This window comes from Bowmanella dokdonensis, from assembly GCF_017254865.1.
GTDB lineage: Bacteria > Pseudomonadota > Gammaproteobacteria > Enterobacterales > Alteromonadaceae > Bowmanella > Bowmanella dokdonensis.
Map to the genome: position 1 here is coordinate 1 of NZ_JAFKCV010000391.1, position 286 is coordinate 286.

Below are 286 nucleotides of genomic sequence, written 5' to 3' on the forward strand. Positions count from 1 at the left end.
CAGTGTGGAAGGGCTTGAAGACCTGCAAAGTGTTAATGCCAATAATGAAACCGGCCAGTTGAAGTTCATTGGCACTGGCAGCGAGGTGGAAAAACGCGACGGTCGCACTACCACCATAGATGCCAACTATGGCATGAGTTTGTTCGACGAGGGTTTCCTGAACCTCAGCCTGTCGCTGAAGCAGCAGGATCCCAGCAACCGCGGTGGCTTTGACGCCCGTCAGATGTTTGACAAAATCGAGGATCCCAACACCGGCGAGCTTATCTTTGACCCCAGAGAAGAAACC

The 286-nt window shown here is 52.8% G+C and carries 1 protein-coding gene; it reads left to right on the forward strand.

Annotated features, from left to right (window positions below; translation table 11 throughout):
- Window positions 1-286: PH domain-containing protein (locus tag J0A66_RS23035; RefSeq protein WP_500676679.1), on the forward strand; the 286-nt coding region annotated here is incomplete at both ends.